The organism is Enterobacter sp. JUb54, assembly GCF_014298075.1.
GTDB lineage: Bacteria > Pseudomonadota > Gammaproteobacteria > Enterobacterales > Enterobacteriaceae > Klebsiella > Klebsiella lignicola.
The window spans coordinates 4,511,038-4,534,156 of record NZ_CP060418.1; the positions used below are offsets into that span (position 1 = coordinate 4,511,038).

At 54.1% G+C, this 23,119-nt stretch carries 18 protein-coding genes, 1 tRNA gene and 4 rRNA genes; 11 read left to right on the top strand and 12 right to left on the bottom strand.

Annotated features, from left to right (window positions below; genetic code table 11):
- The first annotated feature begins 260 nt into the window (after nucleotides 1–260).
- From HF679_RS20845 to rrf (HF679_RS20865), 5 genes are all read left to right on the top strand, one after another.
- A 16S ribosomal RNA gene (locus HF679_RS20845) occupies nucleotides 261–1,800 on the top strand.
- A 231-nt stretch (nucleotides 1,801–2,031) separates the two neighbouring features.
- Nucleotides 2,032–4,936 (top strand): 23S ribosomal RNA (locus tag HF679_RS20850).
- Nucleotides 4,937–5,030: 94 nt separating this feature from the next.
- A 5S ribosomal RNA gene (gene rrf / locus HF679_RS20855) occupies nucleotides 5,031–5,146 on the top strand.
- Between the two features lie 14 nt (nucleotides 5,147–5,160).
- Nucleotides 5,161–5,236, top strand: a tRNA-Thr gene (locus HF679_RS20860).
- Between the two features lie 37 nt (nucleotides 5,237–5,273).
- Nucleotides 5,274–5,389 (top strand): 5S ribosomal RNA (gene rrf / locus HF679_RS20865).
- The 16S, 23S and 5S rRNA genes sit together here with 1 tRNA gene alongside, the layout of an rRNA operon.
- A 256-nt stretch (nucleotides 5,390–5,645) precedes the next feature.
- Here rrf (HF679_RS20865) and HF679_RS20870 read toward each other — a convergent pair.
- From HF679_RS20870 to HF679_RS20925, 12 genes are all read right to left on the bottom strand, one after another.
- Nucleotides 5,646–5,867 carry a hypothetical protein gene (locus HF679_RS20870; protein WP_123756255.1) on the bottom strand — a complete coding sequence of 74 codons (222 nt, stop codon included), beginning with the start codon at nucleotides 5,865–5,867 and terminating at the stop codon, nucleotides 5,646–5,648.
- Between the two features lie 516 nt (nucleotides 5,868–6,383).
- On the bottom strand, nucleotides 6,384–6,680 hold the full coding sequence (gene fis / locus HF679_RS20875; RefSeq protein ID WP_000462905.1) for a DNA-binding transcriptional regulator Fis: 297 nt from the start codon (nucleotides 6,678–6,680) through the stop codon (nucleotides 6,384–6,386).
- A 23-nt stretch (nucleotides 6,681–6,703) separates the two neighbouring features.
- Nucleotides 6,704–7,669, bottom strand: coding sequence for a tRNA dihydrouridine synthase DusB (gene dusB / locus HF679_RS20880; RefSeq protein WP_123756256.1), 966 nt, complete (start codon nucleotides 7,667–7,669; stop codon nucleotides 6,704–6,706).
- A gap of 359 nt (nucleotides 7,670–8,028) precedes the next feature.
- Nucleotides 8,029–8,910 carry a 50S ribosomal protein L11 methyltransferase gene (gene prmA / locus HF679_RS20885; protein WP_123756257.1) on the bottom strand — a complete coding sequence of 294 codons (882 nt, stop codon included), beginning with the start codon at nucleotides 8,908–8,910 and terminating at the stop codon, nucleotides 8,029–8,031.
- An 11-nt stretch (nucleotides 8,911–8,921) separates the two neighbouring features.
- Nucleotides 8,922–10,373 (bottom strand): sodium/pantothenate symporter, encoded by a 1,452-nt coding sequence (gene panF, locus HF679_RS20890; protein ID WP_123756258.1) that lies wholly within the window; start codon nucleotides 10,371–10,373, stop codon nucleotides 8,922–8,924.
- Nucleotides 10,363–10,605 (bottom strand): DUF997 family protein, encoded by a 243-nt coding sequence (locus HF679_RS20895; RefSeq protein ID WP_123756259.1) that lies wholly within the window; start codon nucleotides 10,603–10,605, stop codon nucleotides 10,363–10,365. Before HF679_RS20895 ends, panF begins: the two co-directional genes overlap by 11 nt.
- A 111-nt stretch (nucleotides 10,606–10,716) precedes the next feature.
- Nucleotides 10,717–12,066 (bottom strand): acetyl-CoA carboxylase biotin carboxylase subunit, encoded by a 1,350-nt coding sequence (gene accC / locus HF679_RS20900; protein ID WP_123756260.1) that lies wholly within the window; start codon nucleotides 12,064–12,066, stop codon nucleotides 10,717–10,719.
- A 10-nt stretch (nucleotides 12,067–12,076) separates the two neighbouring features.
- Complete coding sequence (gene accB / locus HF679_RS20905) at nucleotides 12,077–12,541, bottom strand: acetyl-CoA carboxylase biotin carboxyl carrier protein (protein WP_123756261.1); 465 nt, start codon at nucleotides 12,539–12,541, stop codon at nucleotides 12,077–12,079.
- 22 nt (nucleotides 12,542–12,563) lie between these two features.
- A complete protein-coding gene (gene aroQ, locus HF679_RS20910) occupies nucleotides 12,564–13,016 on the bottom strand; it encodes a type II 3-dehydroquinate dehydratase (RefSeq protein WP_187042353.1) in 453 nt (150 codons plus the stop codon).
- A 233-nt stretch (nucleotides 13,017–13,249) separates the two neighbouring features.
- Nucleotides 13,250–13,849 (bottom strand): protein-methionine-sulfoxide reductase heme-binding subunit MsrQ, encoded by a 600-nt coding sequence (msrQ, locus tag HF679_RS20915; RefSeq protein ID WP_123756263.1) that lies wholly within the window; start codon nucleotides 13,847–13,849, stop codon nucleotides 13,250–13,252.
- Nucleotides 13,849–14,850: a protein-methionine-sulfoxide reductase catalytic subunit MsrP gene (gene msrP, locus HF679_RS20920; RefSeq protein ID WP_123756264.1), complete on the bottom strand. Its 1,002-nt coding sequence runs from the start codon at nucleotides 14,848–14,850 to the stop codon at nucleotides 13,849–13,851. Before msrP ends, msrQ begins: the two co-directional genes overlap by 1 nt.
- Nucleotides 14,851–14,927: 77 nt before the next feature.
- Nucleotides 14,928–15,902: an MDR family oxidoreductase gene (locus HF679_RS20925; protein ID WP_123756265.1), complete on the bottom strand. Its 975-nt coding sequence runs from the start codon at nucleotides 15,900–15,902 to the stop codon at nucleotides 14,928–14,930.
- A 222-nt stretch (nucleotides 15,903–16,124) separates the two neighbouring features.
- Here HF679_RS20925 and csrD point away from each other — a divergent pair, with 222 nt between their 5' ends.
- From csrD to rng, 6 genes are all read left to right on the top strand, one after another.
- Entirely contained in the window at nucleotides 16,125–18,065 is a 1,941-nt protein-coding gene (csrD, locus tag HF679_RS20930) for an RNase E specificity factor CsrD (RefSeq protein ID WP_123756266.1), read from the top strand.
- Nucleotides 18,066–18,369: 304 nt separating this feature from the next.
- Nucleotides 18,370–19,413 (top strand): rod shape-determining protein MreB, encoded by a 1,044-nt coding sequence (mreB, locus tag HF679_RS20935; protein ID WP_002918653.1) that lies wholly within the window; start codon nucleotides 18,370–18,372, stop codon nucleotides 19,411–19,413.
- A gap of 71 nt (nucleotides 19,414–19,484) precedes the next feature.
- The gene (gene mreC / locus HF679_RS20940) at nucleotides 19,485–20,477 is read left to right on the top strand and encodes a rod shape-determining protein MreC (protein WP_123756267.1); all 993 of its coding nucleotides are present in this window, start codon (nucleotides 19,485–19,487) and stop codon (nucleotides 20,475–20,477) included.
- On the top strand, nucleotides 20,477–20,965 hold the full coding sequence (gene mreD / locus HF679_RS20945) for a rod shape-determining protein MreD (RefSeq protein ID WP_123756268.1): 489 nt from the start codon (nucleotides 20,477–20,479) through the stop codon (nucleotides 20,963–20,965). Before mreC ends, mreD begins: the two co-directional genes overlap by 1 nt.
- Nucleotides 20,966–20,972: 7 nt before the next feature.
- Complete coding sequence (locus HF679_RS20950; RefSeq protein WP_174509409.1) at nucleotides 20,973–21,554, top strand: Maf family protein; 582 nt, start codon at nucleotides 20,973–20,975, stop codon at nucleotides 21,552–21,554.
- Nucleotides 21,555–21,556: 2 nt separating this feature from the next.
- Entirely contained in the window at nucleotides 21,557–23,026 is a 1,470-nt protein-coding gene (gene rng / locus HF679_RS20955) for a ribonuclease G (RefSeq protein WP_123756270.1), read from the top strand.
- Nucleotides 23,027–23,119: the final 93 nt, after the last annotated feature.

A 23,119-nucleotide genomic window follows, 5' to 3' on the forward strand; every position in this document is an offset into this window, starting at 1 on the left:
ACTTCACAGAGTAAGCCGGGTCGGAAAGAGAAAAACTTCTGAAAAATGAGGTTGACTCTGAAAGAGGAAAGCGTAATATACGCCACCTCGCGACAGAGCGCTAAGCGCCGTCGCACTGCTCTTTAACAATTTATCAGACAATCTGTGTGGGCACTCAAAGTGACATGGATTCTTAACGTCCTCGGACGAAAAATGAATACCAAGTCTCTGAGTGAACATACGTAATTCATTACGAAGTTTAATTCACGAGCATCAAACTTAAATTGAAGAGTTTGATCATGGCTCAGATTGAACGCTGGCGGCAGGCCTAACACATGCAAGTCGAGCGGTAGCACAGAGAGCTTGCTCTCGGGTGACGAGCGGCGGACGGGTGAGTAATGTCTGGGAAACTGCCTGATGGAGGGGGATAACTACTGGAAACGGTAGCTAATACCGCATAACGTCGCAAGACCAAAGTGGGGGACCTTCGGGCCTCATGCCATCAGATGTGCCCAGATGGGATTAGCTAGTAGGTGGGGTAATGGCTCACCTAGGCGACGATCCCTAGCTGGTCTGAGAGGATGACCAGCCACACTGGAACTGAGACACGGTCCAGACTCCTACGGGAGGCAGCAGTGGGGAATATTGCACAATGGGCGCAAGCCTGATGCAGCCATGCCGCGTGTATGAAGAAGGCCTTCGGGTTGTAAAGTACTTTCAGCGAGGAGGAAGGCATTAAGGTTAATAACCTTAGTGATTGACGTTACTCGCAGAAGAAGCACCGGCTAACTCCGTGCCAGCAGCCGCGGTAATACGGAGGGTGCAAGCGTTAATCGGAATTACTGGGCGTAAAGCGCACGCAGGCGGTCTGTTAAGTCAGATGTGAAATCCCCGGGCTCAACCTGGGAACTGCATTTGAAACTGGCAGGCTTGAGTCTTGTAGAGGGGGGTAGAATTCCAGGTGTAGCGGTGAAATGCGTAGAGATCTGGAGGAATACCGGTGGCGAAGGCGGCCCCCTGGACAAAGACTGACGCTCAGGTGCGAAAGCGTGGGGAGCAAACAGGATTAGATACCCTGGTAGTCCACGCTGTAAACGATGTCGACTTGGAGGTTGTTCCCTTGAGGAGTGGCTTCCGGAGCTAACGCGTTAAGTCGACCGCCTGGGGAGTACGGCCGCAAGGTTAAAACTCAAATGAATTGACGGGGGCCCGCACAAGCGGTGGAGCATGTGGTTTAATTCGATGCAACGCGAAGAACCTTACCTACTCTTGACATCCAGAGAACTTAGCAGAGATGCTTTGGTGCCTTCGGGAACTCTGAGACAGGTGCTGCATGGCTGTCGTCAGCTCGTGTTGTGAAATGTTGGGTTAAGTCCCGCAACGAGCGCAACCCTTATCCTTTGTTGCCAGCGGTTCGGCCGGGAACTCAAAGGAGACTGCCAGTGATAAACTGGAGGAAGGTGGGGATGACGTCAAGTCATCATGGCCCTTACGAGTAGGGCTACACACGTGCTACAATGGCATATACAAAGAGAAGCGACCTCGCGAGAGCAAGCGGACCTCATAAAGTATGTCGTAGTCCGGATTGGAGTCTGCAACTCGACTCCATGAAGTCGGAATCGCTAGTAATCGTAGATCAGAATGCTACGGTGAATACGTTCCCGGGCCTTGTACACACCGCCCGTCACACCATGGGAGTGGGTTGCAAAAGAAGTAGGTAGCTTAACCTTCGGGAGGGCGCTTACCACTTTGTGATTCATGACTGGGGTGAAGTCGTAACAAGGTAACCGTAGGGGAACCTGCGGTTGGATCACCTCCTTACCTGAAGAACCTGCCTTTGTAGTGTCCACACAGATTGTCTGATGAATGATGAATTTCAAAATGTACTGTGAAGTGCATTGTGAAATTTTGCTCTTTAAAAATCTGGATCAAGCTGAAAATTGAAACGACACACTGTTTCCTTTCTCCGTAATAAGAAAGGAAAAGCGGTGTGTTCGAGTCTCTCAAATTTTCGCAATGCGGACTGTTTTACGAAACAGCTTCGGGTTGTGAGGTTAAGCGACTAAGCGTACACGGTGGATGCCCTGGCAGTCAGAGGCGATGAAGGACGTGCTAATCTGCGATAAGCGTCGGTAAGGTGATATGAACCGTTATAACCGGCGATTTCCGAATGGGGAAACCCAGTGTGTTTCGACACACTATCGTTAAGTGAATACATAGCTTAACGAAGCGAACCGGGGGAACTGAAACATCTAAGTACCCCGAGGAAAAGAAATCAACCGAGATTCCCCCAGTAGCGGCGAGCGAACGGGGAGGAGCCCAGAGTCTGAATCAGCGCGTGTGTTAGTGGAACGGTCTGGAAAGTCCGGCGGTACAGGGTGATAGCCCCGTACACTAAAATGCACACGTTGTGAACTCGAAGAGTAGGGCGGGACACGTGGTATCCTGTCTGAATATGGGGGGACCATCCTCCAAGGCTAAATACTCCTGACTGACCGATAGTGAACCAGTACCGTGAGGGAAAGGCGAAAAGAACCCCGGCGAGGGGAGTGAAAAAGAACCTGAAACCGTGTACGTACAAGCAGTGGGAGCACCTTCGTGGTGTGACTGCGTACCTTTTGTATAATGGGTCAGCGACTTATATTCTGTAGCAAGGTTAACCGTATAGGGGAGCCGCAGGGAAACCGAGTCTTAACTGGGCGTTAAGTTGCAGGGTATAGACCCGAAACCCGGTGATCTAGCCATGGGCAGGTTGAAGGTTGGGTAACACTAACTGGAGGACCGAACCGACTAATGTTGAAAAATTAGCGGATGACTTGTGGCTGGGGTGAAAGGCCAATCAAACCGGGAGATAGCTGGTTCTCCCCGAAAGCTATTTAGGTAGCGCCTCGTGAACTCATCTTCGGGGGTAGAGCACTGTTTCGGCTAGGGGGTCATCCCGACTTACCAACCCGATGCAAACTACGAATACCGAAGAATGTTATCACGGGAGACACACGGCGGGTGCTAACGTCCGTCGTGAAGAGGGAAACAACCCAGACCGCCAGCTAAGGTCCCAAAGTCACAGTTAAGTGGGAAACGATGTGGGAAGGCACAGACAGCCAGGATGTTGGCTTAGAAGCAGCCATCATTTAAAGAAAGCGTAATAGCTCACTGGTCGAGTCGGCCTGCGCGGAAGATGTAACGGGGCTAAACTGTGCACCGAAGCTGCGGCAGCGACACTATGTGTTGTTGGGTAGGGGAGCGTTCTGTAAGCCGTTGAAGGTGGCCTGTGAGGGTTGCTGGAGGTATCAGAAGTGCGAATGCTGACATAAGTAACGATAAAGCGGGTGAAAAGCCCGCTCGCCGGAAGACCAAGGGTTCCTGTCCAACGTTAATCGGGGCAGGGTGAGTCGACCCCTAAGGCGAGGCCGAAAGGCGTAGTCGATGGGAAACAGGTTAATATTCCTGTACTCGGTGTTACTGCGAAGGGGGGACGGAGAAGGCTATGTTAGCCGGGCGACGGTTGTCCCGGTTTAAGCATGTAGGCGGGAAGTTTAGGTAAATCCGGACTTCTGTTAACGCTGAGGTGTGATGACGAGGCACTACGGTGCTGAAGTAACAAATGCCCTGCTTCCAGGAAAAGCCTCTAAGCATCAGGTAACATCAAATCGTACCCCAAACCGACACAGGTGGTCAGGTAGAGAATACCAAGGCGCTTGAGAGAACTCGGGTGAAGGAACTAGGCAAAATGGTGCCGTAACTTCGGGAGAAGGCACGCTGATGGTAAGTGAAGCGACTTGCTCGTGGAGCTGAAATCAGTCGAAGATACCAGCTGGCTGCAACTGTTTATTAAAAACACAGCACTGTGCAAACACGAAAGTGGACGTATACGGTGTGACGCCTGCCCGGTGCCGGAAGGTTAATTGATGGGGTTATCCGTAAGGAGAAGCTCTTGATCGAAGCCCCGGTAAACGGCGGCCGTAACTATAACGGTCCTAAGGTAGCGAAATTCCTTGTCGGGTAAGTTCCGACCTGCACGAATGGCGTAATGATGGCCAGGCTGTCTCCACCCGAGACTCAGTGAAATTGAACTCGCTGTGAAGATGCAGTGTACCCGCGGCAAGACGGAAAGACCCCGTGAACCTTTACTATAGCTTGACACTGAACATTGAGCCTTGATGTGTAGGATAGGTGGGAGGCTTTGAAGCGTGGACGCCAGTCTGCGTGGAGCCAACCTTGAAATACCACCCTTTAATGTTTGATGTTCTAACGTAGACCCGTGATCCGGGTTGCGGACAGTGTCTGGTGGGTAGTTTGACTGGGGCGGTCTCCTCCCAAAGAGTAACGGAGGAGCACGAAGGTTAGCTAATCCTGGTCGGACATCAGGAGGTTAGTGCAATGGCATAAGCTAGCTTGACTGCGAGCGTGACGGCGCGAGCAGGTGCGAAAGCAGGTCATAGTGATCCGGTGGTTCTGAATGGAAGGGCCATCGCTCAACGGATAAAAGGTACTCCGGGGATAACAGGCTGATACCGCCCAAGAGTTCATATCGACGGCGGTGTTTGGCACCTCGATGTCGGCTCATCACATCCTGGGGCTGAAGTAGGTCCCAAGGGTACGGCTGTTCGCCGTTTAAAGTGGTACGCGAGCTGGGTTTAGAACGTCGTGAGACAGTTCGGTCCCTATCTGCCGTGGGCGCTGGAGAATTGAGGGGGGCTGCTCCTAGTACGAGAGGACCGGAGTGGACGCATCACTGGTGTTCGGGTTGTCATGCCAATGGCATTGCCCGGTAGCTAAATGCGGAAAAGATAAGTGCTGAAAGCATCTAAGCACGAAACTTGCCCCGAGATGAGTTCTCCCTGACTCCTTGAGAGTCCTGAAGGAACGTTGAAGACTACGACGTTGATAGGTCGGGTGTGTAAGCGTAGCGATACGTTGAGCTAACCGATACTAATGAACCGTGAGGCTTAACCTTACAACGCCAAAGCTGTTTTGGTGGACGAGAGAATATTTTCAGCCTGATACAGATTAGTCAATATGTCTTTAAGACGTGTTGATAACAGAATTTGCCTGGCGGCGATAGCGCGGTGGTCCCACCTGACCCCATGCCGAACTCAGAAGTGAAACGCCGTAGCGCCGATGGTAGTGTGGGGTCTCCCCATGTGAGAGTAGGGAACTGCCAGGCATCAAATTTAGTGTGCTGATATGGCTCAGTTGGTAGAGCGCACCCTTGGTAAGGGTGAGGTCCCCAGTTCGACTCTGGGTATCAGCACCAGTTTTTAGGTTTAAGTTCGGCACTTAGAAAGAATTTGCCTGGCGACGAGAGCGCGGTGGTCCCACCTGACCCCATGCCGAACTCAGAAGTGAAACGCCGTAGCGCCGATGGTAGTGTGGGGTCTCCCCATGTGAGAGTAGGGAATTGCCAGGCATCAAATAAAGCAAAGGGCTCAGTCGAAAGACTGGGCCTTTTGTTTATCTGTTGTTTGTCAGTGAGCATTGTTCGGCGGTTCAGGTTCGTTGGGAACGAAAGTGAACGTTGCGCAGCAACGGCCCGAATAGGGGACGGGCAGGAAGGTCCGCCCTATCATTACCAGACATCACGTTATACAAAAGGGCCCCGTCTTGCGATGGGGCCCTTTGTTTTATCTGCTATTTATCCTGGCGGTATGCCGCTGTACTCAAACTTAACGAGTTAACGCCACAATGCCAAGGGTTAAACCGGCAACGGCTGCAGCACCGCCTGCGATAGCGCCTGCCGTTTCCCAGTTATCCTGGGTGGTCCCTTTCATGCAGGTGTTGGTATGGACCAGTCTGCCCTCAGAATCATAGACCGGCACGCAGGGGGAATCGTGAGCACAGCCTGCGAGTAAAGCCGCCAGCAGTGACACTATAATGAATTTTTTCATGACAGGACCTCTGAATAAACCGCCTGGTTGTATCGACTCAGATACATGACGGAATGCGTTATTTTACCATCAGCATGATCAGGGCCCGGCAGGCGAAATAATCTCAATTTATGACCAGCGTAAATATCATGGAGAAGGTTGTGGGATTATGTGGAAAATATGCAGAGTGGAACAAAGAAACGTATTTTTAACGGCTTCGTAAGTCATGCCCGGTGAAAGGTCTGAAACTCACACTTTTTCTCTCTGGTCCCGAACTGGAAGCCGGTGTCAGAATCACGCTATACGCGCAGAGGGTATCGTATGCCAATGAGAGCCCCCAGAATCCACGACATCGGTATCCCGGTCACCTCTTTGGTTCAGGCTAATCTTTTAGCAATGAGCGCGTAATGTGCGCTGTGCTGTCGCATGCGCTGTTTCATCAGGAAGGTGTTCAGGGGGAGGGAGGTGCCAGAAAATAAAAAGGCGCTTCCCCATGCCGAAGAGCGCCTTTTATCACAAGCAATTAACTGATTAGTATCAGTTCATGCCGTATTTTTTCAGTTTTTTACGCAGAGTACCGCGGTTGATGCCCATCATCAGGGCCGCACGGGTCTGGTTACCACGGGTGTATTGCATCACCATGTCCAACAGGGGCTGTTCAACTTCAGCCAGTACTAGCTCATACAGGTCATTAACATCCTGACCATTCAGTTGAGCAAAATAGTTCTTCAGTGCCTGTTTAACCGAGTCACGCAGGGGTTTTTGAGTTACCTGATCCTGAGAGTTAACGGTAGAAACGGTCAGTACGTCAGAATTTACGCGTTGTTCGAACATAGTTCTGTCAGCTCTTTATTTCATTACGCAAGATTTTCGAAGTATGCCTCCAACGCCTCCAGCTGTTCGCTGGCATCCTCTATGGCGTTGAATGTGCGCCGAAACTGGTCATTTGGAGCGTGCTCCTGGAGATACCAGGATACGTGTTTACGCGCAATTCGGTACCCTTTTGCATGGCCATAAAAGTCATGCAATTCCCGAACATGCGAACAAAGCAAGCGCTTAACCTCTGCCAGTGGCAGTGGGGCAAGCAGCTCTCCAGTGTCCAGATAATGCTGGATTTCCCGAAAGATCCAGGGTCTTCCCTGAGCCGCACGTCCTATCATCAGAGCATCAGCTCCCGTATAGTCGAGCACAGCTCTGGCTTTAAGCGGGTCAGTAATGTCACCATTCGCGATAATCGGAATGGAAACTGTCTGCTTTACTGCCCGAATGCTGTCGTATTCAGCTTCGCCATTGAACAAACAGGCGCGAGTGCGTCCATGAATGGTCAGAGCCTGAATGCCGCAGTCTTCGGCCAGTTGGGCAATCTCTACACAGTTACGGTGTTCCGGCTCCCAACCGGTGCGAATCTTGAGTGTCACGGGAACGTCCACTGCCTTGACGACCGCCGTCAGGATTAACTTCACCTGATCGGGATACTGCAAGAGGGCTGAACCTGCGAGCTTGCGATTCACCTTTTTCGCCGGGCACCCCATATTAATATCAATAATCTGGGCACCGCTTTCCACATTAATACGGGCGGCTGCGGCCATCTCTTCCGGTACGCTACCGGCGATTTGCACGGTACGAATACCGGGCTCATCAACGTGCACCATCCGTAAACGGGACTTGTCACTCTCCCAAACCTGAGGGTTGGAGGACATCATCTCGGAAACGGTTAAACCGGCTCCCATCTCATAACACAGCGTCCTGAATGGTCTGTCAGTGATGCCAGCCATAGGCGCTGCGATCAGGCGATTTCTGAGCTGATAGTGTCCGATGCGCATGAATTAAGAAATGACCATACTGTGACTGCAAGGCGGCGTATATTACGCATTTTTTGCACGAGATGAAAGGCCAAACTTTGAGCAATCCTCTGTCACAGATCAATGAATCCAGTATCGACATAAAAGAGATGATTAAATTACCATATTAATCATTGTCTTAATCAATAGCGGATAATTTGTGCCCATTTATAAAATCGCAAAACTTCTCGATTTTTCTTAGAAAATGGCGACCATTGACGGCATAAAACGCTGTTTTTGTAGCCAAAAAAGCGCATCGTAATGCGATCTGGCTCTCATTTCTTGACGTCATTCAGCGGTTACTGGAAACAAAAGGGCGGCCCGCAGGCCGCACTGCGGTGTTATTTGCGCTGGCCGGTAATGCGGCACCACTCTTCTTTCTCCACCACCGGGTCGAGAGTAAAGCGGTCGATATACGCTTCGCAGACGCTTTCCGCCTGGCTGGCAAGAATACCTGAAAGGCCCAGCAGACCGCCTGAGACGGGCAGCACGCTGATTAACGGGGCTAACTCACGTAACGGGCCGGCCAGAATGTTGGCGACCACGACATCGGCGCTGAGCGCGTCTGGCTGGTCCTGAGGTAAATAGAGTTCCAGACGGTCGGAAACGCCATTGCGCTCGGCGTTATCACGGCTGGCCTGGATCGCCTGGGGATCGATATCAATGCCGATCGCTTTAGCTGCGCCGAGCTTCAGCGCGGCAATGGCCAGGATGCCCGAACCACAGCCGAAATCGATGATCGTTTTGCCCGCCAGATCCAGGCTGTCCAACCACTGCAGACACAGCGAGGTGGTCGGGTGCGTGCCGGTACCAAATGCGAGGCCCGGATCGAGCATCACGTTGACCGCGTTTTCATCCGGCACGTCACGCCAGCTCGGACAAATCCACAGGCGCTCGCCGAAACGCATCGGGTGGAAGTTATCCATCCATTCGCGTTCCCAGTCTTTATCTTCCAGCTGTTCGATTTTATGCGCAAAACCGGCCCCCAGCAGCGGATGCTGCTCAAGGATAGCCACGACCTCATGCATATCGCTTTCGGCATCAAACAGGCCGATAACGTCAGTATCACCCCACAGGCGAGTTTCGCCCGGCAGCGGTTCGAATACCGGTGTATCGTGGGTATCCTGGAAGGTGATGGAGACCGCACCGGCCTCCATCAACGCGTCGCTCAGCTCTTCAGCGTGGGCGCCGGTGGTGTTCAGTTTCAGTTGGATCCATGGCATAGCAAAACTCTTTATTTGTCAGTAGTCATAATAGGGGCAGGTGGTACGGGTTGACCAAAACGGTTTCCCACCACAAAAGCCAGCAAACTTAGCAGTAGCGAGGGCACGATCGGATGAAAGCCCAGGTACTGAATCTTGAACGTGGCGAGGACGGCATACAGTATGCCGCCGACCAGCATGGCGCTGAGCGCACCGGCCGCATTCGCACGCTCCCAGTACAGTCCCAGCACCAGCGGCCATAGGAACACCGCTTCCAGGCCACCAAAGGCTAACAGGTTCAGCCAGATGATCATTTCAGGTGGCCGCCAAGCCGCCAGCAGCAGCAGCGCGCCGAGGATCAGCGTAATCAGCGCCGACATCCGCTTCAGGCGTTTCTCGTTATGCAGCTGTTCCGGGTGCAGGTTCAGGTACAAATCCTTAATGATCGTAGCGGAACTCTGTAATAACTGCGCGTTGATCGTCGACATGATCGCCGCCATCGGTGCGGCAAGGAAGATCCCGGCGGCAAACGGCGGCAGCACTTTCACCATCAGTGTCGGGATCACCAGATCGGGAATCGTCAGATCCGGGATCACCGCACGGCCCAGGGCACCGGCGAGGTGCATACCAAACATCAGGATCGCCACCACGATGGTGCCGAGAATAATCCCGCGGTGCACCGCCTTGCTGTCTTTATAGGAGATACAGCGCACCGCCGTGTGCGGCAGCCCGATAACCCCAAAGCAGACCAGCACCCAGAAAGAGGTCATAAAGGTCGGTGACAGAATATCGTCCGCTCCCTGAGGCGCAACCAGCTTCGGATCGATGTGTTCCAGGGTCTGCACCGCCTGGCTCAGACCACCGGCTGCATGAACGATACCGACCAGCAGCACGATGGTGCCAACCAGCATCACCAGCCCCTGCATCGCATCATTCAGCACGCTGGCGCGGAAGCCGCCGAAAGCAGTGTAGAGCGCGATACTGATGCCGAAAATCAGCAGGCCGGTTTCGTATGGGATACCGGCAGCGGTTTCCAGTAATCGCGCGCCGCCGATAAACTGCACCGTCATTGCGCCGATAAACGCAACCAGCAGGCTGAGGCTTGCCAGCCACACCAGCAGACGGCTTTGGTAGCGAGCGAACAGCATATCGTTGAGGGTTACCGCGTTATAACGACGGGCAAGGATCGCGAATTTTTTTCCCAGCACGCCCAGAGACAACCACACGGCAGGCAGCTGGATCATCGCCAGCAGGACCCAGCCAAGCCCGTATTTATAGGCCGCACCCGGGCCACCAATGAATGAACTGGCGCTGATATAGGTGGCGGTCAGGGTCATGGCCAGCACGAAGCCGCCCATTGAACGGCTGCCGAGAAAATATTCGTTGAGGAAGGTGCCGGTCGTGCGTTTGCGCATCGCATAAATCGACAGGCCAAACACCACCACCAGGTAGGCGACCAGCGGCAGGATCACTTCAGGCTGCATCGTCATCCTCCAGAGGAATGTCGCAGTAGATAAACTTCACCATGGCCCAGCACAGCAGCGTAAACAGCAGGGGCACCAGCAGGCAGGCCATTTCGAACCAGTGCGGCAGACCGGTGATGCCAATGCCATTACCCGGTAGGTAAGCCGCGAGCAGCCAGGCAGCAAGATAGAGAAGGGTCAGCCACAGCGCCCAGCGCGCTTCTTTGTGGGCCTGAACAAACCGTTTGTCCATTTTTGAGTCCCGGGAGGATGAAGAAAGCGGGGATTGTACCGCATGGTAAAGATGAGGGGAGAGAAAAAGAAAAAAGGCCGGGTTAACCGGCCTTTTGCTGCATGTGCAGGATTATTTTTCCTGCAGACCGAGTTTTTTCTCCAGATAGTGGATGTTGGTTCCACCGTGCTGGAAATTCTCGTCATTCATGATGCGAATCTGCAGATCGACGTTGGTTTTGATACCATCGATGATCAGTTCCTGCAGCGCATTTTTCATGCGTGAAATGGCAACATCACGGTTCTCACCGTAACAAATCAGCTTGCCAATCATTGAGTCATAGTACGGAGGCACGGTATAGCCTGCGTAGATATGAGACTCCCAGCGCACGCCAAAACCGCCAGGCGCGTGGAAGCGGGTAATTTTACCCGGGCTCGGCAGGAAGGTGTTCGGGTCTTCGGCGTTGATACGGCATTCAACCGCATGGCCACGGACATGAACTTCTTCTTGCTTGATGGACAGCGGCTGACCTGCAGCAATACGCAGCTGTTCTTTGATCAGGTCAACGCCGGTGATCATTTCAGTGACCGGGTGTTCAACCTGAATACGGGTGTTCATTTCAATGAAGTAGAACTCGCCGTTTTCGAACAGGAACTCGAAAGTCCCGGCGCCACGATAGCCGATGTCGACACAGGCTTTGGAGCAGCGCTCGCCGATGTAGCGACGCAGTTCCGGCGTAATACCCGGTGCTGGCGCTTCTTCGACCACTTTCTGGTGACGACGCTGCATAGAACAGTCGCGTTCTGCCAGATAGATAGCGTTGCCCTGGCCGTCAGCCAGTACCTGGATCTCGATGTGACGCGGATTTTCCAGATACTTTTCCATGTAGACCATGTCATTGTTGAACGCGGCTTTCGCTTCAGCTTTGGTCATGGAGATGGATTGCGCCAGTTCGGCATCGCTGCGCACAACGCGCATGCCGCGACCGCCGCCGCCGCCGGAGGCTTTGATGATAACCGGGTAGCCGATGCGTTTCGCATGGGCACGGTTAGCATCCATATCTTCACCCAGAGGGCCGTCAGAACCTGGAACGGTCGGAACGCCCGCTTTCTTCATCGCGGTGATTGCGGACACTTTGTCGCCCATCAGGCGAATCGTGTCGGCTTTCGGGCCGATAAAGATAAAGCCAGAACGTTCTACCTGCTCGGCGAAGTTCGCGTTCTCCGAGAGGAAGCCGTATCCCGGGTGGATAGCCACCGCACCGGTGATTTCAGCTGCGCTGATGATCGCCGGGATGTTCAGATAGCTTTTTACGGACGGAGCCGGGCCGATACAGACCGTCTCATCCGCTAACAATACGTGTTTTAGATCGCGATCCGCAGTGGAGTGCACAGCAACGGTCTTGATGCCCAGTTCTTTACAGGCACGCAGGATACGCAGTGCAATCTCGCCACGGTTGGCGATAACAATTTTATCCAGCATGTTCGCCTCGTTACTCGATGACTACCAGCGGCTCGTCAAATTCTACCGGTTGGCCACTTTCGATCAGAATGGCTTTCACCACGCCGGCTTTATCGGCTTCGATCTGGTTCATCATTTTCATTGCTTCTACGATGCACAGGGTGTCGCCCACGTTAACTTTCTGACCGATTTCCACAAACGCTTTAGCGTCCGGGCTCGGGGTACGGTAGAAAGTACCGACCATCGGGGAACGTACGATGTGACCGCTGATTTCTGCTTTCGCCGGCGCTGCTTCTGCCTGAGCGGCAGCTGCTGGTGCTGCTGCAACCGGAGCCTGCATCATTGGTGCGGCATAGGCCTGCTGCATGACCGGGTAGCCCGCATTTGGTGCGGCACGGCTGATGCGTACAGACTCTTCGCCTTCAGAAATTTCCAGTTCGGAGATGCCTGATTCTTCAACCAGCTCGATCAGCTTTTTAATCTTACGAATATCCATGAGTGGGTTCCGTACTCTTTGTTTAGTGTGATTGTGACAGGCGTTTTACCGCCGTCTGTAAAGCGTATGAATAGCCGTCCGCACCAAGTCCGCAGATGACGCCCGAGGCGATATCCGACAGATAGGAGTGGTGACGGAACGGTTCGCGTGCATGTACGTTGCTCAGGTGGATCTCGATAAACGGGATACTCACCGCAAGTAACGCATCGCGGATAGCCACGCTGGTGTGCGTAAACGCGGCCGGATTAATCAGGATATAGTCCACAGTGTCTTTAGCCTGATGAATTCGGTCGATGAGCGCGAACTCCGCATTGGACTGCAGGTGATCCAGCGTGGCATTCAGAGCCGAGGCTTCTGACTGCAATTGGTTAACAATCTCAGAAAGCTTAAGGGTTCCGTACTTCTCAGGCTCGCGTGTTCCAAGCATGTTAAGGTTGGGTCCGTTTAAAAGCAAAATGCGAAACTTGTCAGCCATTGTGCGGCTATCTCCTGCCATTCTCGGGTAAAAAACAAAATATACCTTCGAAGCGCGCTTGTCACCTTTTCAGAGTCCGAAAACCCTGTCAGGAAAACCAAAGTCGCACATTATAACGATTTCGTAGCATTTGGCAGCTAAATACTGGTCTTATCAGGGAAGATTATCAACCGCTATTGTTAAAAGCGTCGCGGTTGATAAAAGATCTGCGGGAAACTGCACATATCCGGTGATTAACGCCACCACTGACGGAACTTCTTGTAACGCCATGCTAAAAGCAGTGCGGCGAGTACCGCATAAATCACCGGTTGCGGGGATAAAATCTTCACCGACCACAGGTAATGAACCGGCGCGAGGATCGCCACCAGATAGACGAAGTTGTGCAATGTTTGCCAACGACGGCCTAATTTTCGCTGTAGTGCCTGAGTCGAGGTCGCGGCCAGCGCCAGCAAAATCAACCAGCTGATAAGGCCGAGTGTGAGATACGGTCTGCTGACTACCTCTGAACCCAGCAGCGCCAGGTTGTTGATCCCTAACTCCAGCAATGTGTAGCTGGTGAGATGCAGCGTCGCCCAGGCGAAACACCATAATCCCAACAAACGCCGGGTACGAATCAATAATGGTTGTTTAGCGTAGCGCGCCAGCGGCGAGACAAGCAAGGTCGCGAGCAAAAATTTAAGAGCCATCCTACCGGTAAAGTGTTGAATATCTTTTGCCGGGTCGGCGCTAAAGTAGCCCTGCTGTCCGGCCCAGAACAGCCAGATGAACGGTAAAAAACCGGCCAGATGGAGAACCACTTTCAGCCAGGTAATCTGTTTTACACTCAGGCGCACTAGTAGTTCTCCCGCAGATTAAGACCCCGATAGAGCGAGGCCACTTCGTCAGCATAGCCGTTGAATAACAAGGTGGGCTGGCGCTTAACGTCGAGCACGCCCCCGGAACCGATAAAGCGTTCTGTGGCCTGCGACCAGCGCGGATGGTCGACATGAGGATTCACATTGGCGTAAAAGCCATATTCTTCCGGGCCAGCCAGATTCCAGGTGGTGGGGGGGCGCTCGCGGGTCAACTCGATGCTGACGATCGATTTAATGCCTTTAAAACCATATTTCCACGGCACGGTCAGGCGCACCGGCGCGCCGTTTTGCGGCGGCAATGCTTTACCATAGACGCCAACGCTTAACAGCGTCAAAGGGTGCATCGCTTCATCCAGCCGCAACCCTTCCACATAAGGATAAGCCAGTCCGCCGCCGATAAAACGGTCCTTCTGCCCCGGCATCTGGTCCGGAGCGTAGATCGTTTTAAACGCCACGAACCGGGCATTGCTGGTGGGTTCAACCAGCGCCAGCAGTTTATGCAGCGGGAAACCGACCCACGGCACCACCATCGACCAGGCCTCCACGCAGCGCATCCGGTAAATCCGTTCCTCCAGTGGGAAACGCCTGGTGAGGTCATCATGATCAAGGGTCAGTGGTTTAGCGACTTCACCGCCAATGGTCAGCGTCCAGGGATCGGTACGCAGGCTGCCGGCATTGGCGGCAGGGTCGGCTTTATCGAGGCCAAATTCATAGAAATTGTTGTAGCCCGCGACTTTATCTTCCGGTGTCAGGGCGAGGGAGCTTTGCCATTGTGCGGGCTTGTCGAAGGTTAACGCTTTTCCTGCCGGGGCGGGAGGGCGGTCATGGCCTTTGAACCAATCCAGAAGATCGGCCTGGGCGACAGGAGAAAGTGAGAGGGCCGTGGCGGTAATACCGAGGGTCTTCAGAACCTGGCGGCGCTGCAGCATAAAAACGGATTCAGCCGTTACATCGGCTTCCGTGAGTTTTTTGGGTTTCATGACATCCTCCGGCATGCTTTTTCCTAAGCATGACGGAGGCGAAGCGTTATCGCGAATATGTCACGAAAAATTGCAGATTAGGCGATCTTCACCAGCGTCCGGCCCTGGATCTGGTTATTGATGATTTTGTCGGCGAATGCCGGTGCCTCTGCGAGGGCGATCTCGGTGGTGCTGGTGGCGTAGAACGATTCCGGTAGATCGCGGACCAGACGCTGCCAGGCTTCGGCACGGCGTGCCGGTGGCGTCATCACCGAGTCCACGCCCTGCAGGCGGACGTTACGCAAAATAAACGGCATGACCGTGGTGGGCAGCGCGAAGCCCCCGGCCAGGCCACAGGCGGCGACGCAGCCGCCATAGTTCATCTGTGCCAGCACTTTCGCCAGCACTTTATCCCCAACGGTATCGACCGCACCGGCCCACAGCTGTTTTTCCAGCGGACGGGTTTCGGCAAACTCTTCACGCCCGAGAATGCGTTGAGCACCGAGGCTTTTCAGGTATTCATGCGTGCTTTCGCGACCCGATACCGCGACGACCTGGTAACCCAGTTGATGCAGCAGCGCAACGGCGGTGCTGCCAACGCCGCCGCTGGCGCCCGTCACCACGATTTCGCCATCCTGCGGGCGAACACCGGCATCTTCCAGCGCCATCACGCACAGCATGGCGGTAAAACCGGCGGTGCCGATAGCCATAGCTTTACGGCCATCCAGGCCAGCGGGCATGGCGACCAGCCAGTCACCCTTCACCCGGGCGCGCTCTGCCAGGCCGCCCCAGTGGTTTTCACCGACGCCCCAGCCGGTCAGCAGCACTTTCTGGCCGCTGTGGAAACGGGGATCTTCGCTGGCGTGAACCGTGCCGGCGAAATCGATGCCAGGAATCATCGGAAAGTTTCGAATGATTTTTCCCTTGCCGGTGATCGCCAGCGCATCTTTATAGTTGAGGCTGGACCATTGAATATCGACGGTGACATCGCCTTGCGGCAGTTGCCCGGCGTCGATGGTTTGCACCGAAGAGATTGTTTTGCCATCCTGCTGTTCTAATATTAAAGCCTGCATATGCGGGTCCTTATATGTACAAAGATTGGAAAAATTTTTCTGCAGACTATACTCGCTATCGGCATTATTACGCCGATTTAACGCAATAAATTGCCAGATACGCCAGCTTTGATAGTATGCCTCGCGCTTTAGAAAGTTAGTGCTTACTTTAGGTATAGCAGCGCTAGTACAGGAGCCTGAATTTCTATCGGGCGGTCATTCACTCGCGGAGTTAACACAGGGATGCGATTAACGACGAAGTTCTCAGCATTTGTCACGCTGCTTACCATCCTGACCATCTTTGTCACGCTTATAGGCGCTTCGCTGAGTTTCTATAACGGTATTCAGCTGAAAATGGAAAATCGCGTCCAGGCCGTGGCGACGATGCTGGATAACCGCCTGGTGACCTCTTCCTTTGATAAGCTTGAGCCGCAGATGGATGAGCTGATGACGCCGGTCGAGATCGTCCGGGTGGATTTCCTGCTCGGCGGGAAGTCGGTGTACAGCCACTCGCGTAGCGACAGCTATCGTCCGCTGGGAAGTAATAATCAGTATCGTGAAATCATTGTACCGTCGTTAAAACACCCGGGGATGACGCTTCATCTGGTCTATCTCGACCCGATGGTGAACTATTTCCGCGCGCTGCATATCACCGCGCCGTTATCGATTGCCATCGGCCTGATGGTGCTGGCGATTTTCTTTTCCGTACGCTGGGTACGTCGTCAACTGGCGGGGCAGGAACTGCTGGAGGTGAGGGCGGCGCGGATCCTTAGCGGAGAGCGTGGGCCTCAGGTGAGAGGGTCGGTACACGAGTGGCCGGCCAGCACCAGTAGCGCGCTGGATATGCTGCTCTCTGAACTGCAGTTTGCCAGCGACCAGCGCAGCCGTATGGATACGCTTATTCGTTCTTATGCCGCGCAGGATTCGAAAACCGGGCTAAGCAATCGCCTGTTTTTTGACAACCAGCTGGCTACCCTGCTGGAAGATCAGGAAAAAGTCGGGTCACACGGCATCGTCATGATGATTCGCCTGCCGGAGTTCGACCTGCTCCGTGATAACTGGGGACGCGCGGCTGCCGAAGAGCATTACTTCACGCTGATTAACCTGCTTTCTACTTTTATTATGCGCTACCCAGGATCGCTGCTGGCGCGTTATCACCGCAGTGATTTTGCGGTACTCCTCCCTCATCGCACCTTAAAAGAAGCCGACAGTATCGCCGGGCTGCTGTTAAAAGCGGTTGATGCGCTGCCTCCGACCCGCATTCTTGATCGTGACGATATGATGCATATCGGCATCTGTGCCTTCCGTAGCGGTCAGACCGCGGCGCAGGTGATGGAACGCGCTGAGGCTGCTACCCGCAATGCGGTGCTCCAGGGCAGCAATAGCTGGGCGGTTTATGATGATTCGTTACCGGAGAAAGGGCGCGGTAACGTCCGTTGGCGCACGCTGATTGAGCAGATGCTCAGCCGCGGGGGACCCCGTTTGTATCAGAAACCGGCGGTAACGCGTGACGGTCGGGTGCATCATCGCGAACTGATGTCACGGCTGTACGACGGCACGGAAGAGGTCATCGCGGCAGAGTATATGCCGATGGTGCAGCAGTTTGGCCTGGCGGAAGAGTATGACCGTCTGCAGGTAACGCGACTGCTGCCGTTTTTAAGCTTTTGGCCGGAAGAAAACCTGGCGTTGCAGGTCACCGTTGAGTCATTGATCCGGCCGCGTTTTCAGCGCTGGTTGCGTGATACTTTGATGCAATGTGAAAAATCGCAACGGCGACGGATTATTTTTGAACTTGCAGAGGCAGATGTTTGTCAATATATCGGCCGCTTACAACCGGTCATGCGCCTGGTGAACGCTTTGGGTATACGCGTGGCGGTTGTTCAGGCTGGATTAACGCTGGTTGGCACCAGTTGGATCAAGCAGTTGGACGTCGAAGTCATTAAGCTACACCCGGGGCTGTCGCGCAATATAGAAAAGCGCAGTGAGAACCAGCTGCTGGTGCAGAGCCTGGTGGAGGCCTGTAAGGGCATGCCGGTTCAGGTTTTTGCCACCGGAGTCCGGAGCCGTAGCGAGTGGCAGGTGCTGTCTCAGTGCGGTGTCACCGGTGGTCAGGGGGAATTTTTTGCCGCCTCACAGCCACTTGACACAAATGTGAAAAAATATTCGCAAAGATACTCGGTTTGATCTGCCGTTTAGCGTGATTTCACGTAGAATAACGCGCGCCATAGTGAAGGGGGTGTGCTTGTCTACCTGCCGGATTATCGCAATGTAAATGCCAGTAAATGACCTTTAACGGGTTACAGATTCAAGCGCGGAGCGCTGTTGAACATTTCAGCACTGAATGGACCCGGTAAATTTGTAACAAAGGACATGAACTGCACTAATTTTCACCGTAGCAGATGATTTTTGCGCCTTGTCGCTGCTGCGTGTGGTTGGTAAAGTAAGCGGATTTTGTTTTCCGCCCCAGCTTTCAGGATTATCCCTTAGTATGTTAAAAAAATTTCGTGGCATGTTTTCCAATGACCTGTCCATTGACCTGGGTACTGCGAATACCCTCATCTATGTAAAAGGACAAGGCATCGTATTGAATGAGCCTTCAGTTGTGGCCATTCGTCAGGATCGTGCCGGTTCGCCGAAAAGCGTCGCTGCTGTTGGTCATGAAGCGAAGCAGATGCTCGGGCGTACTCCGGGCAATATCGCGGCGATTCGCCCGATGAAAGACGGCGTTATTGCCGACTTCTTCGTTACTGAAAAGATGCTCCAGCACTTTATCAAACAGGTGCACAGCAATAGCTTCATGCGTCCGAGCCCGCGTGTTCTGGTGTGCGTGCCGGTTGGCGCGACTCAGGTTGAACGTCGTGCGATTCGTGAATCTGCGCAAGGCGCAGGCGCGCGTGAAGTCTTCCTGATTGAAGAGCCGATGGCGGCCGCAATCGGTGCGGGCCTGCCGGTTTCTGAAGCTACCGGTTCAATGGTGGTGGATATCGGTGGTGGTACCACAGAGGTTGCGGTCATCTCCCTGAACGGTGTGGTGTACTCCTCTTCCGTACGTATCGGCGGTGACCGTTTCGATGAAGCCGTGATTAATTATGTGCGTCGTAACTACGGCTCACTGATCGGTGAAGCAACGGCGGAACGTATCAAGCATGAAATCGGCTCGGCATACCCGGGTGATGAAGTGCGTGAGATCGAAGTTCGCGGCCGTAACCTGGCAGAAGGTGTGCCACGTGGCTTTACCCTGAACTCCAATGAAATTCTCGAAGCCCTGCAGGAACCGCTGACCGGTATCGTGAGCGCAGTAATGGTCGCACTGGAACAGTGTCCGCCAGAGCTGGCTTCTGATATCTCCGAGCGCGGCATGGTGCTGACCGGCGGTGGTGCGCTGCTGCGTAACCTCGACCGTCTGTTGATGGAAGAGACAGGTATTCCTGTCGTAGTTGCAGAAGATCCACTGACTTGCGTCGCGCGTGGCGGCGGTAAAGCGCTGGAAATGATCGACATGCACGGCGGCGACTTGTTTAGCGAAGAGTAGTCAGCCGAAGGTCTGGGGTAGTTCGTAAACGCTACCCCTGGTCTTAACTGACACGAGAATACGCATAGCCTATGAAGCCAATTTTTAGCCGTGGCCCGTCGCTACAGATTCGCCTTATTCTGGCGGTTCTGGTGGCGCTTGGCGTGATTATCGCCGACAGCCGCCTGGGTACGTTCAGTCAGATCCGAACGTATATGGACACAGCCGTCAGTCCTTTCTACTTTGTCTCAAATGGTCCCCGGGAATTACTGGACAGCGTATCGCAAACGCTGGCTACCCGCGATCAGCTCGAACTGGAAAACCGTGCACTGCGCCAGGAATTGCTGCTGAAGAACAGCGATTTACTGATGCTGGGTCAGTACAAGCAGGAGAACGCGCGTCTGCGTGAACTGCTGGGCTCGCCGCTGCGCCAGGATGAGCAAAAAATGGTGACCCAGGTCATCTCAACGGTTAACGATCCCTACAGCGATCAGGTTGTCATCGATAAAGGCAGCGTCAACGGCGTTTATGAAGGCCAGCCGGTGATCAGCGACAAAGGTGTTGTCGGCCAGGTCGTGGCGGTGGCGAAGCTGACCAGCCGCGTTCTGTTGATCTGCGATGCGACCCATGCCTTGCCTATTCAGGTACTGCGTAATGATATCCGCGTAATTGCGGCCGGTAACGGCTGTACTGACGATTTGCAGCTGGAACACCTGCCGGCCAATACCGATATTCGCGTCGGTGATGTGCTGGTGACTTCTGGCCTCGGTGGGCGCTTCCCGGAAGGTTATCCGGTCGGGGTGGTCTCTTCCGTGAAGCTGGATACGCAGCGTGCTTATACGGTGATTCAGGCGCGTCCGACCGCCGGTCTGCAGCGTCTGCGCTACTTGCTGCTGCTGTGGGGTGCCGATCGTAACGGAGCCAATCCGATGACGCCGGAAGAAGTCCATCGCGTGGCCAATGAGCGCCTGATGCAGATGATGCCGCAGGTTCTGCCGGCACCGGATGCCATGGGGCCGCAAATGCCCGCGCCGGCAACCGGCCTGACGCCACCTGCGCAACCTCTGCCTGCAGGGGGGCAATAGTGGCAAGCTACCGAAGCCAGGGACGCTGGGTTATCTGGCTCTCGTTTCTTATCGCACTATTGCTGCAGGTTATGCCCTGGCCGGCGGATCTGACCGTCTACCGGCCAAACTGGGTGTTCCTTATTCTGCTTTACTGGATCCTCGCCTTACCGCATCGGGTTAACGTCGGCACCGGTTTTGTGATGGGGGCAATCCTTGACCTCATCAGCGGGTCGACACTGGGCGTTCGCGCGCTATCGTTAAGTATCATCGCTTATCTGGTCGCTCTGAAATATCAGCTGTTCCGCAACCTGGCACTCTGGCAGCAGGCGCTGGTGGTCATGATGCTATCGCTCGCGGTGGATATCGTTGTTTTCTGGTCAGAGTTTTTAGTGATCAACGTCTCTTTCCGTCCGGAAGTGTTCTGGAGTAGTGTAGTAAACGGCGTGCTGTGGCCCTGGTTATTCCTCCTGATGCGTAAGGTGCGTCAGCAATTTGCGGTGCAATAAGGTTGATATGATGATGTTGTATCTCGCTTCTGGCTCTCCGCGTCGGCAGGAATTGCTGACGCAAATGGGTCTGTGTTTTGAACGTCTGGTTCCCGGTATTGAGGAGCAACGTTTACCGCAGGAGAGCGCCGAGCATTATGTCGTTCGTCTGGCGCGCGAAAAAGCGCAGGCGGGCGTGGCGCTGGCCGAGCGGGATCTGCCGGTGCTGGGTGCGGATACCATTGTCATACTGAACGGCGAAGTGCTGGAAAAACCCCGCGACGCTGACCATGCCGCAGAGATGCTGCGTATGCTTTCCGGGAAAACGCACCAGGTCATGACGGCCGTGGCGTTGGCCGACAAGCAGCAAACGCTGGATTGTCTGGTGATGACGGAAGTGACCTTCCGCCTGCTCTCAGAGCAGGATATTGCCGGCTACGTGGCCAGCGGCGAACCGCTCGATAAAGCAGGTGCATACGGTATTCAAGGGCTGGGTGGCTGTTTCGTCAGGAAGATTAATGGCAGCTATCACGCCGTAGTCGGCTTACCGCTGGTAGAAACGTATGAGTTGCTGAGTAACTTTAACTCACTGCGTGAAGAAAAGGGATAAAGATGACGGCTGAACTACTCGTTAACGTAACACCATCGGAGACGCGCGTAGCGTACATCGATGGCGGTATTCTGCAGGAAATTCATATTGAGCGCGAAGCGCGACGCGGGATCGTAGGCAATATCTACAAAGGGCGTGTCAGTCGTGTGCTGCCGGGAATGCAGGCGGCTTTTGTAGATATTGGCCTGGATAAGGCCGCATTTTTGCATGCGTCAGATATTATGCCGCATACCGAATGCGTTGCCGGGGAAGAGCAAAAACAGTTCACCGTGCGTGATATTTCCGAACTGGTGCGCCAGGGCCAGGACCTGATGGTGCAGGTGGTGAAAGATCCGCTCGGCACCAAAGGCGCCCGCCTGACCACCGATATTACGCTCCCCTCCCGCTATCTGGTGTTTATGCCCGGCGCGTCTCATGTTGGTGTATCCCAGCGTATTGAAAGTGAAGCGGAACGCGAACGGTTGAAGCGCGTGGTGGCCGACTACTGCGATGAGCAGGGCGGTTTTATCATCCGTACCGCCGCGGAAGGCGTACACGAACAGGAACTGGCCGCCGATGCCGCTTATCTTAAGCGGGTCTGGACCAAGGTCATGGAGCGTAAGAAACGTCAGCAGACGCGCTATCAACTCTACGGAGAGCTGGCGCTGGCTCAGCGTGTGCTGCGTGACTTCGCCGACGAACACCTCGATCGCATTCGCGTCGATTCGCGCCTGACTTATGAATCGCTGGTCGAGTTTACCGCCGAATATATGCCTGAGATGACCAGCAAGCTGGAGCATTACAGCGGCCGCCAGCCGATCTTCGATCTCTTTGACGTCGAGAACGAGATCCAGCGTGCGCTGGAGCGCAAAGTGGAGCTGAAGTCCGGTGGCTATCTGGTTATCGACCAGACCGAAGCGATGACCACCGTGGATATCAACACCGGCGCATTCGTGGGCCACCGTAATCTCGACGACACCATCTTCAATACCAATATCGAGGCGACTCAGGCTATCGCCCGCCAGCTCCGTCTGCGCAACCTGGGCGGCATTATTATCATTGATTTCATTGATATGAATAATGAGGATCACCGCCGCCGGGTACTGCATTCGCTGGAACAGGCGCTGAGTAAAGACCGGGTGAAAACCAGTATTAACGGTTTCTCTCAGCTCGGACTGGTTGAGATGACCCGTAAGCGTACGCGTGAAAGCGTTGAGCATGTCTTGTGTAAAGACTGCCCTACCTGTCATGGCCGCGGTACGGTGAAATCAGTCGAAACCGTGTGCTATGAAATCATGCGTGAGATTGTCCGTGTGCACCATGCCTACGATTCCGACCGTTTCCTGGTCTATGCTTCTCCTGCTGTCGCGGAAACCTTAAAAGGTGAAGAGTCGCACGCGCTGGCGGAAGTCGAAATCTTTGTTGGCAAGCAGGTCAAAGTTCAAATTGAGCCGCTCTATAATCAAGAGCAGTTCGATGTCGTTATGATGTAATCATCCGTCAGCCTCTGTTCAGGTATTTATGGACACAAACTGGCGATGCTTCACCGTAAAGTGAAGGTCGCTGACGCAGAGGCAACCAGATGG